Origin of the sequence: Sinorhizobium chiapasense, from assembly GCF_036488675.1 — a bacterium.
In the GTDB taxonomy this organism is placed as follows: domain Bacteria; phylum Pseudomonadota; class Alphaproteobacteria; order Rhizobiales; family Rhizobiaceae; genus Sinorhizobium; species Sinorhizobium chiapasense.
Genome location: NZ_CP133148.1, coordinates 3,682,057 through 3,695,781 on the forward strand (window position 1 = coordinate 3,682,057; position 13,725 = coordinate 3,695,781).

Sequence of the window (13,725 nt, forward strand, 5' to 3'; positions counted from 1 at the left end):
AACGGAGTGATCTCACCGAACCTCAGTGGAAGTTGCGCCCTTTCGGCATGACATCAGCCACCTCGGTTGCCCCATCCTGGTGCTGGTCTGCACGGGCCGGCAGGGCCAGCCGCAATTGCTTGAACGCCTTCTTTTCACGGGCATCGGCCGTCGGCCGCAAGGCCTCGTCCGCACGGTCGTTCACGGCGAAACGCCGTGCTTCGTTGCGCAAGAGGCCGAGCATGGCCGTTATGTCCTCTATATGCTCGGCGACCACATGGATGACGCCGCTTTCGCTCTGTAAGCGACCACGGACCTTCACAAGCCGCGCGCCCATGACCTCCGGCCGGTATTTCCTGAACGTCCTTTCCCAGACGATGATGTTGGCAACGCCGGTCTCGTCCTCGATCGTCATGAAGATGACGCCCTTGGCCGAACCCGGGCGCTGGCGAACGAGCACAAGCCCGGCGACCGTGACCCTTCTTCCTGCTGCGGTCCCCGCCAGATCGCGACTGGTCAAAATGCCCATTCGCGAGAAATCCTCCCGCATGAAGGAAACAGGGTGAGCCTTCAGCGAAAGCGTCAGGTAGCGATAGTCGTTGATGACATGTTCTCCGGGGGGCATGTGAGGCAACATGACCGCGGGCTCGGCCTGCAGATCCGCGGAACCCGCGCCATCGAAAAGCGGCAGGCGCTCGACCGCCGACGCCTCGTCCAGCGCCTTCACCGCCCAGAGGGCCGCGCGCCGATCGAGGCCGATGGAACGGAAGGCATCGGCATCCGCAAGGCGTTCCAGAACGGACCGTGTAAGCCCCGAACGTATCCAGAGATCGTAGACGGAGCGATATCCCCTGCCCCGACGCGCAACAAGCGCATCCATATCGGTTTGCCGCAGTCCCTTGACCAGCCGAAAGCCCAGCCGGACGGCCTTCTCAGTCCGGATCACGTCTGTCATCTCGGCATGTCGAGGACCGATCGCTGCCTTGTTGAACATGCCCTCGCCCTCGAGCAGGGCATCCCAGCTCGAAAAATTGATGTCGACCGGCAGCACCTTGACTCCGTGTTCGCGGGCATCGCGCACGAGCTGCGCCGGCGCATAGAAGCCCATCGGCTGCGAGTTCAAGATCGCCGCGCAGAAGACGTCCGGATAATAGGCCTTGAACCAGGACGAGGCATAGACGAGCGATGCGAAGGAGGCCGCATGGCTCTCGGGGAAGCCGTATTCGCCGAAACCCTTGATCTGGTTGAAGCAGCGCTCGGCAAACTCCCTGTCGTAACCGTTCTTGACCATGCCCTCGATCATCTTCCGCTCGAAGGTATGGATCGTACCGGTCCGCTTGAAGGTCGCCATGGCACGGCGGAGATGGTCAGCCTCGCCGGGCGAAAAGCCGGCGGCGGTGATCGCGATCTGCATCGCCTGCTCCTGGAACAGCGGCACGCCAAGCGTCCTTTCCAACACCGCCTTCAGTTCTGGACTCGGATATTCGACCGGTTCCTGCCTTAGCCGCTGCGCCTCGCGTCGTTTCAGATAGGGGTGTACCATGTTGCCCTGGATGGGGCCGGGGCGGACGATCGCGACCTCGATCACCAGGTCGTACATTTCGCGCGGTTGGAGGCGCGGCAGCATGCTCATCTGCGCCCGGCTTTCGATCTGGAAGACCCCAACCGTGTCGGCGCGGCAGATCATGTCATAAACGACCGCCTTCTGATCCTGATAGATTTCAGCCAGTTCTTTCTTTTCCTGGTAATGCGCCTCCAGAAGCTTGAAGGCCTTGGCGAGGCAGCTCAGCATGCCGAGCGCCAGCACGTCGACCTTCAGGATCTTCAGATGGTCGAGGTCGTCCTTGTCCCATTCGATCATGTAACGATCGGGCATGGCCGTATTCATGATCGGCACGACCTCGTCGAGCCGGTCGCGGGTGATCACGAAGCCGCCGACATGCTGCGACAGATGCCGCGGAAAGTTCAAGAGAAGGCTGGCATAGCCAAGAACACGGCGGGTAAGCGGGTCCGAAGCATCGAGACCCGCGGCCTTTGCCTGCTCCTCGGTGAAGGCCGAAGAGCTCCAGCCCCAGATCGAGCTCACGAGCGCCGACTGGACATCCTCCGAAAGGCCGAAGGCCTTGGCGACCTCGCGCCCGGACGAACGCGAGCGATAGCTGATCACCGCAGCCGTCAGCCCGGCATGCTCCCGGCCGTAGGTCCTGTAGATATACTGGATCACCTCCTCGCGCCGCTCATGCTCGAAATCGACATCGATATCGGGCGGCTCATCGCGGTCGCGCGACAGAAACCGGTCGAAAAGCAGGGTGAACTTCTGCGGATCGACATCGGTGATGCCGAGGCAGAAACAGACCGAGGAGTTGGCCGCAGACCCCCGCCCCTGGCAAAGGATTTTCTCACTGCGGGCAAACTTCACCAGCTTGTGGACGGTCAGGAAATAGGGCTCGTATTTCTTGTCGTTGATGAGTTCCAACTCATATTCGATCTGCCGCTTCACCTTTTCCGGCACGCCGGCGGGATAACGTTCGGCCGCGCCTTCGGCGACAAGCCGCTTCAAGGTTTCGGCCGGCGTTTCGCCTTCGGCGTTTTCATCCGGATACTGGTGGCTGAGTTCGTCGAGGTTGAAGGCGAGCCGCTTGAAGAACTTGCATGCATTGACGATCGCCTCGGGGTAATCGCTGAAAAGCCGCGCCATTTCCTTGGAGCCTTTCAGGTGCCTTTCGGCATTCTTCTGAAGAAGGAAGCCGGCGCTGGCGATCGTCACATGTTCCCGAATGGCGGTGACGACATCCGCGAGCGGCCTGTATTGCGGATCGTGATAGAGCGCGTCATTGGTGGCCAGAAGCCGGACACTGGCCTTTCGGGCGAGAGCGGCAAGGACCGCGAAATCATGCCGGTCGAACCCGTCGTAACGCGGCGTCATTCCAAGATAGAGCCTGTTGCCCGCATGTTGCTGCAGCTTCTCCAGGATATTTCCTAGAAAGTCTGCGTCCGGTCGCCCTTCGCCTTGCATGACGATGAGGAGAAGGTCCTCCTGCCACTCGAAAAGATCCGGGAGATAAAGCGTGCAGTCCCCTTTCTTCGAGCGCAGGTTTCCGGCGCTGAGCAGGCGGCACAGATGTCCCCACCCTCTCCTGTTTCTTGGATAGGCGAGGATATCCGGCGTGCCGTCGGCAAAAACCAGGCGTGCGCCCGGCCGGAAAGGATAGCCCTCCACTTTTGCCTTGGCATGGGCCCGGACGACACCCGCGACGCTGTTGCGATCGGCGATGCCAAGGCCAGCAAGCCCGACCTTCTTGGCAAAGACGATCATTTCCTCGGCGGGTGCTGCTCCTTCCAGAAAGGAGAAATTCGTGCGCGCGCCAAGCTCATAGAAGACAGGATCCGCGCTCATGCGAAAACTCCATGCATGAACCAGCGAGGCGAGGATGTCTCCCTTCCGTAAAGGCCCTCGCGGAACAACCAGAAACGGCGGCCTTCCTGATCCTCGATCTGGAAATAGTCGCGGGTCGGATGTCCCTCCCCATCGATCCACCATTCGGCGGTGATCCGTTCCGGCCCTTCGGCACGGGCGACGCGATACTGGGTCTTGCGCCAGTTGAAGCTGCGCGGTGCGCCATCAGGCACCTCGGCCGTCGCTTCGACAAGTTCAGGATGCGTGAAAATCCGGAGCGGGCGGTTTTCGGGAAAGGTTTTTTCATCGACCGGACGAGATCCGATGACCGCCGCGACATCCGTCAAGGGAGCAAATCCGCCAGCGCGTTCCGGCAGATGGCTTTCGGCAAGGGTCGCAAATGTCAGGCAATCCGGCCCGAAGCGAGCACACAGCTTGTCGGCGAAGGCGGCCAGTGGCTGGCTTTCATCGGGAACGCCAGAAAAATCCTCCTGGGCAGGATCGAGCCTTTCGCTTCTAAGGACGGATAGCCGGAGGATCTCGAAACCGTATCCGGCATCAAGGTCATCATGAACCGCCTGCAACCGCTCGCGAAAGAGAGCCGCTATCCGATCGGCGTCGTTCAAGGGGACGGCCGCATGCGCCTGAATGCGAAACACCCGGCCATCGACGCGAAACAGGAGAAGTTCGAACAGACGACCGCCTTCGCCATGCCGCTCCAGCGAGAGGCGGACGTCACCGGAAAGATGCCGCGCCAGTTCAAGAATGTGCTCTTCTTCCTGAAGCGGCTCGGCAAGCCGGCGTTCGGCGGAAAAGCTCGGCACCGGAAGACGGGGCGAGAGAGGCTCGTCCGCGTGGCCTCTCGCCTGATCGAGCCGCAGGAGAAGAGAAGGACCGAAGCGGCGGGCCAGAGGCGCGCGCGGTGCCTGAAGAAGATCACCGATCTCTTTCAGCCCGACCCGCTCGAGCAGGGCGGCAGTTTCCGCCGGCAGGCGCAGGGCGGCGACCGGCAAGGGTGCGAGAACCCGTTCGGCATCCTCGGGCGCGATGACGGCCGCACTGCCGTAGCGGGCAACCGCCCAGGAGAGGCCGGCAGAGGAGGAAATCACCGCCCGCGCCTCGATGCCGAGCAGGAAGAGACGCGAAAGCACGTCGTTAACCAGCGCCTTCTCGCCACCGTGAAGATGGGCGCAGCCGGTGATGTCGAGGAACAGGCCATCCTTTCCATCGAGCGCGACCAGCGGCGTATAGCGATCGCACCAGTCGGCAAGGCCCTCCAGAAAGGCCCGGTCCGCCGCCGGATCGTCGATGATCACGTCGAGCGACGGGCACATGGCGCGGGCCTCCGCCGCCCCTTGGCCCCGCTTCAGGCCTACCCGTTCAGCAAGCGTGTCAAGCGCGACGAGCCGCATGGCATTGTCGATCTTGGCAGCAAAAACCACGGGCGGATGATCAGGACGCCCTTGCGTAAGCCAGGAGGCGCCCCAGCGAATCCGCGCCACTCGATCGGCCGACAGATGCGGAAAATGGATCGACAGAATTCGCTGATTGTCCGTCTGCCTGAGGAGCGACGGACTGCTCGATGGTGTAGAAGCGGCGGTCATGGGCATTCCATTCCAGAAAGATATCGGCAGAGGCGTAGGCCCTGCTTTTTTCGACAAGGACGTGAAAGGCTGGATGGCCGATGCTGCCGCAAAGCATCGAGCCATCGGGGAGAGGTTGCTCGCCGGCAGATGCCGGCTTGATCTGAAGCCGGAAAAAGGCGCTGCTTGCCTCCTCCTCGCCCGCCTGCCGGAAGAGAAGAAGAGGCACTCCGCCCGCCCGGGCCCTTACATGCAGGCGCCGGCTCTCGCTCAAGGCGAGACAGTCGGGATTGCCGCGGATTTCCAGAACGACGGCCGCAAAGACCGGTACTGAAAGGGCCGTTTCGGCAACCCAGAGCGCATCCTTGACCGTGCGTATCGAAACGAACAGGAAGCGCTCGATGTCGAGCCCATAGGATTTGAGGCCCGGCGCATAGGGAAGCCCGGCCTCGCGAGAGGCAAGGGCCTGGCTGATCCACAGGACCGGCGCCAGATGACCTTTCTCCTTTTTCCTCTGCTGACAAAGCACCGCAAGTGCCGTCACGAAGCCGGCGGCTGCACCCGCATCGCGCGTTTCGGCATTGCGGATTTCCGTCATGCCCTCGAGCGGCAGCCCGCCCTCGAGCACGTCATCAAGCCGGGGGACGCCAAGGGGCAGGATCTTGTTGCGGGACGCCTCCTCCCTTTTACGCCGGAAACCGGTAGGATCGGTCGCCTTAGCTGCACGCACGACCCCGGGCAGCCGGCGATTTTCAATCTGCGCTATGGTTTCGCGGAGGGAAAGAACGGTTTCCCGCTGCACGGCTTTCTCGGCCATGACGGTCGGCTCCACCAGATGTTCATGTTATGTTCTTATGGATTCCAGAGCCTGCCGCAAGAGTCAACAACCAAGTTTGAGAATTTATTCCTCTGCCTGCCTGAGCAGAATTCAACACTCGAAAAACAAAGGAGAAATCGTTATATGAGGGCAACAAGGAGTGCCCATGGCCCGCATTGACCAGACCGATGATTGGCGGGAACGCCACGCACCGACGCTCAGCACATTCGAACTGCTTGCGCTTGAAGCCTATAGCCATCTGCCGGAGGAATTCCGCAAGCTGACGACCGACCTCATCATCGAAGTCGCCGATTTTCCGAGCGACGACGTCTTTGAAGACATGGCGCTTGAAACGCCTTTCGACCTGCTTGGCCTGTTCGAAGGCCGCGGCATCGGTGAACGCTTCACCATGGAGACCGGCCAGTTCCCGAACCGGATCACGCTCTATCGCCGCCCGATCCTCGACTACTGGGCGGAAAACGAGGAAACGCTGGGCGATATCATCACCCATGTGCTGATCCATGAGATCGGCCACCATTTCGGCCTTTCCGACGACGACATGGAGCGGATCGAGGCAAGCGTCGAACACGTGGGCGGCTAGTCCTTCAACGAGCCTCAGTCTTCGATTTTGCGCGCCTCCGACACCAGCATGATCGGAACGCCGTCGCGGATCGGATAGGCGAGACGGGCCTTTTCGGAAATCAGCTCCTGGGCTTCGGCGTCGTAGCTCAACCGCCCCTTCGTCAGCGGGCAGACGAGCAGTTCGAGGAGTTTCGGGTCGACCTTGCTGGCGTTGATATCCATCGCTTCGCACTTACTGCAGGATGTTGTCGAGGTCGCCGAAATTGCGGGCAAGCACGATCTCGGTGATCGCGATCAGCGTTTCGGCGCGGGTTTTCAGGTCGGGCGCCTCCAAAAGCGCCTGCTTTTCCGCCGGCCCGTAGGGCGACATCATCGCCATCGAATTGACGAGCGTGCGGTTGCTCGCCCGCTCCACGCTTTCCCAATCCGCCTCCAGCTTGTTGGCGTCGAGATAGGCCCGGAAAGCCGCCAGCAGCGCCTCCCGGTCGACGAGGCTCTCGTCGTCCGGACTGTCGAGATCGGTTGCGAAGGGGCCGATGCGGAAGCGGCGGTAGCCGCGACAGCCGGCCACCTCGGCGAAGAGCCGATAGCGGCAGACGCCCGTGAGCGAGGTGATGTAGCGCCCGTCGCCGGTCTCCGCAAAGGAGGTGATGCGGCCGATGCAGCCGACCTGGCAAAGCGCTGGCACGGGCGCCGAGTCGATGTCGTTCCGCCCCTCGGAGAAGGAGGGCTGGACGATGCCGATCAGCCGGTTTCCGGCAAGCGCGTCATCGAACATCGCAAGGTAGCGCGGTTCGAAGATATTGAGCGGGAGTTGTGCGCCTGGAAGCAGGAGCGCGCCCGTCAGCGGAAATACCGGAAGAATCTCCGGCACGTCCTGAGGACCGAGGTAGCGCGCATTTCCGACATGCATTCTGGTAGACCTTGCAGATACCGGCTTGCCGCGCCTCATCGCCAGGCACGACCCCCCGATCAACAAATGGTGCGTCCCTCGAAAATCTCAAGGGAAAAAGACACGGATCCTGCTGCGGTCCCGCCGCTTACTGCATGATTCCTTAAATCGGAATCGATTTAAGGACAAAATCATGCAGCAATTCAAAGTGCTACAGCGACCCTTGTGCGTCCGATTAATGCATGTCGCTCGAAAGTGTCCAGCGGTTCCGGGACAACGACATGCATGCAAACAACGACTTAAAGCGCGTCGCCCGGCTCCTGCTGAATGCGACGCGCGCTTTAAGAGAAAAGAATCGACGAAAGCTTGCGCCGCGCGGCGATCGTCGCCGGATCCTTCGGTCCCCAGACTTCAAAGAAGCCCAGGAGCTCGCGCCGGGCGCCGTCGTCCTCGAAGCTGCGGTCGCGCTTCATGATCAAAAGCAGGTGTTCAGCTGCCGCATTCCGGTCGCCTTCGACATTGCGGATCTTGGCAAGCTTCAGCCGCGCCGCGTGGTCATCCGGATCGAGCGCCAGCTGATGCTCGAGCGCCGTCGGATCGCCGAGTTTGCGCGCCTCTTCGATCTGGTCGAGTTTCTTCGAGACGGCGCCGATGGCCGCGTCCTTCGCAAGCTCCTCCGGCAATTCCGAAAGCGCCTGGCGCGCCTCGGCAAGCTGTCCGAGCGCAATCATGCAATCGACCATGCCGGCAACGGCGGTCGCATTGTCCGGCTCCGCCTGCAGGACGGCGCCGTAGAGGCCGGCGGCCTCTTCCGCCTCACCGCCATCGAGCAATGCCCTGGCATCGGTCAGTGCGGCTTCGATCTCGGCCTTGCCATCGCTCACGGCCGGCCCCGCGATCCGGTCGATGAACTGCTTGATTTGGCTTTCGGGAACGGCGCCCATGAAGCCGTCGACCGGGCGCCCGCCGACGAAGGCGATGACGGCGGGGATCGACTGGATGCCGAGTTGTCCGGCGATCGAGGGATGGTCGTCGATGTTCATCTTGACGAGCTTCACCCGGCCGGCGGCCTCCGTCACGACCTTTTCGATCACCGGGGTCAATTGCTTGCAGGGTCCGCACCAGGGAGCCCAGAAATCGACGAGAACCGGTTGTTGGCGCGAGGCTTCCAGCACGTCGCGGGAGAAGGTGGCGGTGGTCGTCTCCTTGATCAGGTCGTCTGCAGCTGCGGCTTTCGGCGCCGGCTGGCCGCCGAACGAAGCCGAAGCTGTCATCTGGTTGCCGAAAGAACCTGCATAGGGATTGTCGCTACCGCTCATTCTTCTCTCCTCGCGGACTTGCCGCCCGACTTCATGCATCCGCGCCAAAGATCGTATGTCAGGTCGTCACTTTCAAGACAAGCGGCTCATGCCCGGTCGCTTCCATGAAACGCAGCATGTCCTTCGACGCGATCGAGGTCGTCTGGTCGTTCGAAAGCGGATGGCAGTTGATCGTGTCAAAATCCATCAACGCCTCGTCGAGAATGATCTTCACATTGCCGCCCGTGTCGTTGATCGCGCCGAAGGCGGTGACCGCGCCGGGGATGACGCCCAGATATTCCATCAGCTTTTCCGGCTTGCCGAAGGAAACCTTGCTCGCCGCGCCGATGATCTGATGGACCGTCTTCAGATCCACCGTCGCGTGCTCTTCGACGGTCAGCAGAAAATAATTGTCCTTCTTATCCTTCACGAACAGGTTCTTTGTATGTCCACCAGGAATTTCGTCGCGCAGCGCCACCGATTCGGCGACCGTGAACACCGGCGCATGGCGCTTCGTCGTGTGTTCGATCCCAAGGTCGTCGAGAAAACGGAACAGCTCTTCCGCGGTCTTCGGCTGCGCCTCGCTCATCATCAAAATCCTTCCTGTCGTGGCGATTTCCGCCCTGCTTTACGGAGAAGAGGCGCGCTCCGCAATCTCAGGCGCGGCGATTCTGATCAGCTGGAGCGGCATGCGGGCGAAAACCGCGCGCACTTCCAAACCCCTGCACACTCCCGGCCGGCATGCATCAGTCGAAAACACCGGCATTTCCGGGCTTTCTGGATGGTCCCGAAAAAATTCTTCGCGTTTGCGTCATTTCCCTGTTGCATTTGAAAATGGCTTAGGCCATATAGCGCCCGTCGCCGCAAGACGGGGCGGCACCCACGGTCCACCGACTACCCCCGGACCGCGGATGATGAGCGGGTGTAGCTCAGGGGTAGAGCACAACCTTGCCAAGGTTGGGGTCGAGCGTTCGAATCGCTTCACCCGCTCCATTCTTCCAACCACTTCATTTCAATGCTTTTTTGGCCGTTGTCACTGGAACCATATTGATCGGATAGCCGGCAGGCCGTTCAGTTGTCACCGTTTCGGCCACCGCAGCTCCGCGCGTCCCATTCGGACGCGCTAGCGCATCGGCCCGAAAATCGGAATCGATTTTCGGAAAGCACGATGCGTAGAATCAAAGACTTACAGCGTCCTTTGTGCGTCCTGAAGGACGCACGGCGCTGTAAGGTCGCGGTAGCACTTTGAATTGCTGCACTCAGCTCTTCATGAAAACGTAGTCCGTCTCCTGGCGCAGGGTTTCGCCCGGCCTGAGCACCGCCTTCGGGAAGCCTTCGTGATTGATCGCGTCGGGCCAGATTTGCGTTTCGAGGCAGAAGCCCGCGAAGGGGCCGTAGCGGCGGCCTTCCAGTCCCGGAACCGGCACATCGAGCTTGAAGCCGGAATAGAGCTGGATGCCGGGCTCGGTCGTCAGCACTTCCAGCGAAACGCCGGAATTGATGCTGCGCGCCAGCGCCACGGAATGTTTGCCCATCCGCTCCGGCGAGAGACAGAAATTGTGGTCGTAGGCGATCTTCTCGCCTTCCGTCTGCCGCCGCAGCGAGGTCATTTCCCTGAGATCGAAGGCGGTGCCGGCAACGGCACGGATTTCACCGGTCGGGATCTGCTGCTCGTCCGTCGGAAGGTAGTGGTCGGCGGCGATCATGATGTCATGGCCGAACACGTCATCGCTGCCGTCGAGATTGAAGTAGCTGTGCTGACAGACATTGGCGAGCGTCGGCGCGTCGGCTTGCGATACGTAAGCGACGTTCAGCACGCCGCCGGGCTTCAGCGTGTAGGTGCAGGTGACGGTGCAATTGCCGGGATAGCCGGCCCGTCCGTCGGGATCGGTGATCCTGAGCGTCACGCGATCCTCTGCGAGGTCGACGATCGTCCAGTTGCGCTTAGCGACATTGTCGCGGCCGCCATGAAGATGGGTCACGCCCTTTTCGTTGAGCTCGAGTTGATAGCTCTTGCCGTCGAGCGTGAAGCGCCCGCCGCCGATGCGGTTGGCATTGCGGCCGGGCGTGGCGCCGAAATAGGAGGAATGCACAGGGTAGCTGTCGAAATCCTCGAAGCCCAAGACCAGGGGCGGCTGGTGCCCTTCGAGCCGCAGGTCCTGGATGACCGAGCCCCAGGTCAGCACCTTCGCCGTCAGGCCGCCGCCTCTGAGCGTCACACGATGGACCGGTTCGCCCGAAGGCAGGCGGCCGAAGATTTCCGTGTCGGTGTTCATCCAGTTTCCCTCTCGCCGGACCGGACGTGGATGCCGGCGGAAAACCGCACATCTCTCCCTCGTCCCACTCTAGAGCGCCGTGCGTTCAAGTGAACGCACAAAGGACGTTCTAGCACTTTGATTCTAGAGCATCCTATCCGCTTTCAGTGATTCCACTTGAAAGCGGGATGCTCTAAGCCGGCGACAACCTGCGTCATTTCCCGAGGCGCGGCAACCGCAAAGTCATACTTTTCCGCTGCCTACGTCCGGGGCTGCCCCTCATCCCGCGACCTTCTCCCCGCTTGCGGGAGAGGGTTAGGGTGAGGGGCAATCATGGGTCTTAGAGCGGGATGAGGAAAAGTGTGCGCGGTTTTCCGCCCGCATCCCGCTCTAACTTACTAGAATCGATCACGTTTATGATTTTGGGTCGATTCGACCCAAAATCATCGTGATCTAGCGCGACAGGTCCTTCGTCGCGGCCTGCAGCCCGGCGAGCGTCAGCGGGAACATCCGGCCGCCGAAGAGCGTGCGGATCATGGCGATCGACTGGGTATGACGCCAATGCTCCTCGGGAACCGGGTTGAGCCAGATCGAGCGCGGGAAATGCGCCGTGATCCGCTGCAGCCAGAGCGCCCCCGCCTCGTCGTTCCAGTGTTCGACCGAACCGCCCGGATGGCTGATCTCATAGGGGCTCATCGAGGCATCGCCGACGAAGATGGCGCGGTAGTCGCCGCCGAAGGTACGCAGGAGTTCCGCCGTGCGGGTGACATCGGCGCGCCGGCGGCGATTGTCCTTCCACAGGCCCTCATAGATGCAATTGTGGAAGTAGAAATAGTCCATGTGCCGGAATTCGCTGCGCACGGCAGAGAAGAGTTCTTCCACGACGCGGATATGGTCGTCCATCGATCCGCCGACGTCGAAGAACATCAAGAGCTTGACCGCATTGCGCCGCTCCGGCCGCGTCACCACGTCGAGATAGCCATGTTCGGCGGTGGAGCGGATCGTGCCGGAAAGGTCGAGCTCCTCGGCAGCGCCCTCGCGCACCCAGCGCCTGAGCCGCTTCAGCGCCACCTTGATGTTGCGCGTGCCGAGTTCGACGGTGTCGTCATAGTCCCTGAATTCGCGCCGGTCCCAGACCTTGACCGCGCGCCGGTGACGCGAGCCCTCCTGGCCGATCCTCACGCCTTCCGGATTGTAGCCATAGGCGCCGAAGGGCGAGGTGCCGGCGGTGCCGATCCATTTCGACCCGCCCTGATGACGACCGGCCTGCTCCGCAAGCCGCTGGCGCAGCGTTTCCATCAGCTTGTCGAAGCCGCCCAGCGCCTCGACGAGCTTCTTCTCCTCCTCGGTCAGGTATTTCTCGGCAAGTTTTTTCAGCCACTCCTCGGGAATGATTGCTTCGCCAAATGCTTCCGATGGGGAAACCGCCTCCAGTCCCGCAAAACAATGCCGAAACACCCTGTCGAACCGATCGATGTGGCGCTCGTCCTTCACCAGCGCCGCACGGGCGAGGAAATAGAAGGCCTCGACGTCGAAGGTCGCGATTCCCGTCTTCATTCCCTCGATGAGCGACAGGAATTCCCGGAGCGTCACCGGGACTTTCGCCGCCTTCAATTCGAGAAAGAACGGGATGAACATCGAGGCTCAATGATCTCCCGTGCCGATCTTTTCGAGCTCGTAGGGCGTCGTCTGGTACATCTCGTTGATCCAGTTGCCGAAGAAGAGATGCGCATGGCTGCGCCAGCGGTTCTGCGGCGGCAGGTCCGCGTCATTGTGCGGGAAATAGTCGTGCGGAAGCTTGATCGGCACCCCGGCATCCACGTCGCGGAAATACTCGTCCGACAAGGAGGTCGAATCATACTCCACGTGGTTGAACATGTAGAGCCGTTTGCCCTTCTTTTCGTGCACCAGGCAGACGCCCATTTCCTTCGATTCCATCAGGACTTCGAGCTCCGGCACGCGGTCGATGTCGGCGCGGCGCACCTCGGTCCAGCGCGAAACCGGGACGGCAAAATCGTCGGAAAAACCGTTCAGATAGACAGAGGACGGTTTCAGGTTCTGGTGGCGGTAGACGCCGAAGGCCTTTTCCTTGAGCGGGTGTTTCGGAACGCCGTGGAAATGGTAGATCGCCGCCATCGCGCCCCAGCAGACGTTCAGCGTCGAATGCACATTCGTCGCCGTCCAGTCGAAGATGCGCTTCAGTTCGTCCCAATAGGTGACGTCCTCGTATTCGAGCGTCTCGACCGGCGCGCCGGTGATGATGAAGCCGTCGAACTTGCGGCCCTTCACCTCATCCCAGGTCTCGTAGAAGGCGAGCAGGTGATCCTCGGAGGTGTTCTTCGCCCGGTGACCGCCGAGCCTCACCAGCGATAGTTCGACCTGCAGCGGCGTCGCGCCGATGAGCCGCGCCATCTGGATCTCGGTCTTGATCTTGTTCGGCATGAGGTTCAGGAGCCCGATCTGAAGCGGGCGGATGTCCTGACGGATCGCCACGGTCTCGGTCATCACCCGCACACCCTCATGCACGAGGGTTTCGAAGGCGGGCAGCGTATCGGGTATCTTGATGGGCATCGGGTCCACTCGATCAGTACAAAAAAACCGGCGGCGAGATGATCGCGACCGGTCCTTGGAAATCCACTTTTCCTCGGCCCTTTAGCGATTTCTTTAACGTGGCTGCAAGCCGGCCGGCCAAATCACCACAGGCTGAGTGATAGCGCGCGGCAGGCCGCGCGGTCAACGAAAAACGATTCATAAGGCTGCGGGCCGCGGGGCCTTCGGCGATATTTGGCGCATCATCCGGATTAAGCCGCTCCATTCCCATCCGAAGTCGTTGCGGCCCCTCATCCGGCCTGCCGGCCACCTTCTCCCCGCAAGCGGGGCGAAGGAGACTCGCGGAGCCCTCTCAATTCCCTCTCCCCGCCC

Annotated in this window: 11 protein-coding genes, 1 tRNA gene and 1 riboswitch; of the genes, 2 read left to right on the forward strand and 10 right to left on the reverse strand. The window is 61.4% G+C overall.

The features are described from left to right. Positions 1 to 22: 22 nt before the first annotated feature. The 3 genes from RB548_RS17640 to RB548_RS17650 are packed head-to-tail and all read right to left on the reverse strand — an operon-like array spanning position 23 to position 5,776. A complete protein-coding gene (locus RB548_RS17640; RefSeq protein WP_331372518.1) occupies positions 23 to 3,376 on the reverse strand; it encodes an error-prone DNA polymerase in 3,354 nt (1,117 codons plus the stop codon). Then, a complete protein-coding gene (locus RB548_RS17645) occupies positions 3,373 to 4,788 on the reverse strand; it encodes a Y-family DNA polymerase (protein ID WP_331375005.1) in 1,416 nt (471 codons plus the stop codon). The genes RB548_RS17640 and RB548_RS17645 overlap by 4 nt, the downstream gene beginning before the upstream one ends. 40 nt (positions 4,789 to 4,828) lie before the next feature. Continuing rightward, positions 4,829 to 5,776 (reverse strand): ImuA family protein, encoded by a 948-nt coding sequence (locus tag RB548_RS17650; RefSeq protein ID WP_331372519.1) that lies wholly within the window; start codon positions 5,774 to 5,776, stop codon positions 4,829 to 4,831. A gap of 166 nt (positions 5,777 to 5,942) precedes the next feature. Between RB548_RS17650 and RB548_RS17655 the strand changes: the two genes are divergently transcribed. After that, positions 5,943 to 6,377: a metallopeptidase family protein gene (locus RB548_RS17655; protein WP_225108994.1), complete on the forward strand. Its 435-nt coding sequence runs from the start codon at positions 5,943 to 5,945 to the stop codon at positions 6,375 to 6,377. Between the two features lie 14 nt (positions 6,378 to 6,391). On the opposite strand, the gene RB548_RS17660 is transcribed toward RB548_RS17655, so the two are convergent. From RB548_RS17660 to RB548_RS17675, 4 genes are all read right to left on the reverse strand, one after another. After that, positions 6,392 to 6,580, reverse strand: coding sequence for a Trm112 family protein (locus RB548_RS17660; protein WP_225108993.1), 189 nt, complete (start codon positions 6,578 to 6,580; stop codon positions 6,392 to 6,394). Positions 6,581 to 6,590: 10 nt separating this feature from the next. Beyond that, positions 6,591 to 7,271: an LON peptidase substrate-binding domain-containing protein gene (locus RB548_RS17665; RefSeq protein WP_180939385.1), complete on the reverse strand. Its 681-nt coding sequence runs from the start codon at positions 7,269 to 7,271 to the stop codon at positions 6,591 to 6,593. Positions 7,272 to 7,591: 320 nt separating this feature from the next. After that, on the reverse strand, positions 7,592 to 8,569 hold the full coding sequence (gene trxA, locus RB548_RS17670) for a thioredoxin (protein WP_331372521.1): 978 nt from the start codon (positions 8,567 to 8,569) through the stop codon (positions 7,592 to 7,594). Positions 8,570 to 8,627: 58 nt separating this feature from the next. Continuing rightward, on the reverse strand, positions 8,628 to 9,137 hold the full coding sequence (locus tag RB548_RS17675) for a prolyl-tRNA synthetase associated domain-containing protein (protein ID WP_331372522.1): 510 nt from the start codon (positions 9,135 to 9,137) through the stop codon (positions 8,628 to 8,630). 329 nt (positions 9,138 to 9,466) lie between these two features. On the opposite strand from RB548_RS17675, the gene RB548_RS17680 reads away from it, so the two are divergent. Next, positions 9,467 to 9,541 (forward strand) — tRNA-Gly (locus RB548_RS17680). Positions 9,542 to 9,807: 266 nt separating this feature from the next. Here RB548_RS17680 and RB548_RS17685 read toward each other — a convergent pair. The 3 genes from RB548_RS17685 to metA all read right to left on the reverse strand — a co-directional run bounded on the left by RB548_RS17685 (position 9,808) and on the right by metA (position 13,374). After that, on the reverse strand, positions 9,808 to 10,824 hold the full coding sequence (locus RB548_RS17685) for an aldose epimerase family protein (RefSeq protein WP_331372523.1): 1,017 nt from the start codon (positions 10,822 to 10,824) through the stop codon (positions 9,808 to 9,810). A 432-nt stretch (positions 10,825 to 11,256) separates the two neighbouring features. After that, on the reverse strand, positions 11,257 to 12,441 hold the full coding sequence (locus RB548_RS17690; RefSeq protein WP_331372524.1) for a vWA domain-containing protein: 1,185 nt from the start codon (positions 12,439 to 12,441) through the stop codon (positions 11,257 to 11,259). 6 nt (positions 12,442 to 12,447) lie between these two features. Continuing rightward, complete coding sequence (metA, locus tag RB548_RS17695; protein ID WP_331372525.1) at positions 12,448 to 13,374, reverse strand: homoserine O-acetyltransferase MetA; 927 nt, start codon at positions 13,372 to 13,374, stop codon at positions 12,448 to 12,450. A 61-nt stretch (positions 13,375 to 13,435) separates the two neighbouring features. Then, positions 13,436 to 13,513, reverse strand: a riboswitch (SAM riboswitch). Positions 13,514 to 13,725: the final 212 nt, after the last annotated feature.